The sequence below is a fragment of the Motilimonas pumila genome (assembly GCF_003596335.1).
Lineage (GTDB): Bacteria > Pseudomonadota > Gammaproteobacteria > Enterobacterales > CBDFNC01 > Motilimonas > Motilimonas pumila.
In genome coordinates this window covers 1-3,260 of record NZ_QZCH01000070.1, presented here as the reverse complement: position 1 = coordinate 3,260, position 3,260 = coordinate 1, and the positions used below count along the sequence as shown (strand labels likewise).

The following is a 3,260-nucleotide window of genomic DNA, read 5'->3' as shown; positions in this document are numbered from 1 at the left end:
AATTAAGTGGGCGTGCCACTTATAAATGGAGTCTTTTTCGCGGTGTAAATGTGGGTTACCGAGCAGCCTATCGACACGCTTAATGGCATGCTTAACCGTGGTGTTGGAATCCAGTTTTCTGCCAAGCTTGGTTAAGGTTAAATCAGCGCCATTGAGCACGCTTTTAGTGGCAAGTATCAGAGAGCTCAGTCGTTTTTTGTGAATATTAGGGCATTGTTCTGTCAGTGTTTGCTGTAGAATTTGAATATCGCGCATCGTTAGGAATTCCTATTAAATTCATTTGATAAGGTGTGTTTTTGGCGAAATTCATTAGATCAGAATGAGCGATGCGCGTCTACTCATTGTTTTTATTGGAAATTATGAGGGGATTCGTGAGAACGAGGCGTTATATGCCCGAGGTATTCGATGAGTGTGCAACTTAGTAACAAAATATTGATTTCCTTTTATTGCATTCTAACTTGTGTTTATTTGTTTACTTCGGTCGATAAAGGATTTGAAAACTTAACTGGTAATAGAGCAATCGGTGCAATATGTGCTTTTGTATATTTTGCGACAATCTTATTTGGCTTATTTAGAAAGCCTCGAATATTTTCAGCAATCAGCTTATTTAATTTTATAATTGGCAGTTTATTTATTGTGGTAGTTATATTTTCTGGTTTACCAGAATTTAGCATGCCATTGTTTCTATATTTATGTTTTGGGGTTTTAGGTGGCTATCTATCGTTAAACTCTTTGAACGCGAGAAAGGGCATATAACAAGCTGTTTAAACTGATAAAAAACAGTTGGCCATCGCTTCGCGATTATAGCCAACCATTTTTTACAGCTTAACAGGGCGTTAGTTGCCTAGGAGAATTTGGTGAATGATTCAAAACGAGCTGGATTTTTCAATTTGGTTAGATAGCCAACTCAGTGTCGAAATACCTGCGCACGTAATAGCGTTTAACATTAACGTTTATGAGTCTCCTTTTGTCATTGAAATTGTTGGCTCAAATGAATTCGATACAGAAGATGAAGATTGGGCGTGTAACGAAGATTGGATTCCTACAACTCGCTCTATTGAGGTTTCAAACGATTTATTTGGCAAATCATGGGAAGTTGCAGAACAAAAAATTGTTAATATGGCTCGCGGTTATATAAAGTCAAATTACGTTAACGCAAGTAAACTAAAGCGAGCAAAAGCTTTTGCTGTTGGCTTCGTGGATGGCAATTTAAATTTGATTAAATAGGCAACTAACAAGGTTTTCAAGTCGGACTCGTGACACAGCTTGCTCGGTTCCACTTCGTTTCACATTTTAGCAAGCTGTTACTCGCCGCTTAAAACGGCGTTAGGTGCTAAGATAGCTCTAGAGTTTAAGCTGTGATAAATCATTTTAAACAAGAGGTAATATGAGTAGTTCAGATATACATGAGGTTGCCAATTACCTCATACGAGAAAGCCAAATTGGAATAACTCATAGAGAATTACAAAAATTATTGTATTTTTCGCAAGGGTTTTATCTTGCTCAGTATGGCGAGCCCCTATTCTCTGAAAATATGGATGCTTGGCAACATGGTCCTGTAAATAGCTCAATATGGGGACGTTTTAGACAGTATGGATATAACTGCTTAGATGTTGCTGAAGATGCTTCAACTGCAACGCTGAATGACTCCAAAAAGCAATTTTTGGCTGGGATTCTGTCTTCCTTTTTAGTTCTTGGGCAATCGAATCTAATCGATATGTCACATACAGACTACCCTTGGGAAAGAAACTACATTCAAGGAAGAAATAACCTTATTGAAAAAGATTTGATCCATGAGTATTTCAATAATTTTGATAGCAAAGAGCAATATATTGAAATTTCCAAGGAGAAGGTAGAGTTTTCAAGGTTAATAGCGAAAAGAAAGAGTTATTTGTCTTCCCTAGATCAAATTGGAGATGATTGGATATCTGGTGGCGCTGCTGCTCCAACAAAAGAAATATGTATTGCATGTAAAAAATTCTTACATACATTTGAAAGAGATTTATTTGCTAAGCATGCAGCACCAAACATCCCCAAATTATTACTTGGACCAATACCAACAGGTGGTGTAGGTATTGAACTTCATCTTGAAGATAAAAATATATATTTACATTTTCACAATAATTCCCAAGTGGAAGTTTCCATTGAAGTCGCTGACAGCTTTAATGAATACGATATCTCGCTTGAAGAATTCAGCGAAGAGGTTGGTATGTTTTTGGAAGGGGTAGCATAATAATGTCTATAAATGATGGTGAAACGCTTTATCGATATGCTAGTCCTAATATTCTTCCTGAAGATCAAGATGAATTACCGCTCTCAATATTTAACGATCCTGAAATGTCTTGTGATTGGATGAAATATCAAGAGAATCCAGAAGCATCTGCGCAGGTTGCGCATGGCAGAAATATGGTTATTTCGATAACTGTTTGTGATGAGATCAGGAACCCAAGAAATCCTAAGCGGGAAGGTGAGGTTGTAAGTGCTTGGGCGCAACAGTTCTTGCATGATCCTGTTGCTGAAGTTGCGAACGACCCATTCACTCCAAATGAATCTCATTCGTTAATCAAAGGAAAAAAGAAAGGCGCCGTAACTACGGCTATTCGGAAAAATTCGACGTTTAGAGTCGTCTAATCAGCACCTAACAAGCGCCTGCAATCGGACAGCCAAACCTGTCACTCATTTTGCCAAAAAACGGCAAAAAAAGCGCCAGATTTGTCTGCCGCTGAGGCGGGCGTTATGTTCCAGAGGTTTCCAAATTGAATAAAGTAGTTTTGATTGGTACTTTACATCCAATCCAAAGAGATAAGAGTAATGTTGAATTTTCTGCATTCATTAGTAAAACAATAGATAAATACAAGATCAGCACAGCGGCTGAAGAAATTAATATTCCTGATTCAGTTATATCAGATTTATGCAATAGTCTGAATTTAGACTATCAAAATATTGAACCTAATGAAGAAGAAAGAGCAGAATTAGGTATTAAAAGTATAGGGAACATCAAGCATGATATTTTCTATAAATATGATGATGACAAATCACCTGAGGCACTGACGGATCCCCTCATAATTTCCCCAGTCCAGCGTTGTGCGTGAGCCGCTGATATTCCAGTATTGCCCATTGATATTGGGACTCGTGAATTTGATATCGCCTATGGCTCCGGGCTTCCCTCCCTAAGCGGGGTAGGGAAAGCACTCTGCGATGTTTTATTGTGTTGGCTTGAAAGTCAAAATGCCACTTCGCTTGTACCGCAACGAGTCCAT

5 protein-coding genes and 1 pseudogene are annotated in these 3,260 nt (G+C 38.2%); 4 read left to right on the top strand and 2 right to left on the bottom strand.

Annotated features, from left to right (window positions below):
• Together D1Z90_RS20285 and D1Z90_RS21225 are read right to left on the bottom strand one after the other, a co-directional pair.
• Nucleotides 1–255 (bottom strand): annotated as a pseudogene (locus D1Z90_RS20285) (IS4 family transposase); the annotation flags it as partial.
• Nucleotides 256–464: 209 nt separating this feature from the next.
• Nucleotides 465–674 carry a hypothetical protein gene (locus tag D1Z90_RS21225; RefSeq protein WP_147378815.1) on the bottom strand — a complete coding sequence of 70 codons (210 nt, stop codon included), beginning with the start codon at nt 672–674 and terminating at the stop codon, nt 465–467.
• 187 nt (nt 675–861) lie between these two features.
• Here D1Z90_RS21225 and D1Z90_RS20275 point away from each other — a divergent pair, with 187 nt between their 5' ends.
• The 4 genes from D1Z90_RS20275 (at nt 862) to D1Z90_RS20260 (ending at nt 3,092) form a co-directional block, all read left to right on the top strand.
• Nucleotides 862–1,227 (top strand): hypothetical protein, encoded by a 366-nt coding sequence (locus tag D1Z90_RS20275; protein ID WP_119912592.1) that lies wholly within the window; start codon nt 862–864, stop codon nt 1,225–1,227.
• A gap of 160 nt (nt 1,228–1,387) precedes the next feature.
• The gene (locus D1Z90_RS20270; protein WP_119912591.1) at nt 1,388–2,233 is read left to right on the top strand and encodes a Panacea domain-containing protein; all 846 of its coding nucleotides are present in this window, start codon (nt 1,388–1,390) and stop codon (nt 2,231–2,233) included.
• 2 nt (nt 2,234–2,235) lie between these two features.
• Nucleotides 2,236–2,631, top strand: a complete 396-nt coding sequence (locus D1Z90_RS20265) for a hypothetical protein (RefSeq protein ID WP_119912590.1) — start codon at nt 2,236–2,238, stop codon at nt 2,629–2,631.
• A gap of 125 nt (nt 2,632–2,756) precedes the next feature.
• Nucleotides 2,757–3,092 (top strand): hypothetical protein, encoded by a 336-nt coding sequence (locus tag D1Z90_RS20260; RefSeq protein WP_119912589.1) that lies wholly within the window; start codon nt 2,757–2,759, stop codon nt 3,090–3,092.
• Nucleotides 3,093–3,260 lie beyond the last annotated feature (168 nt).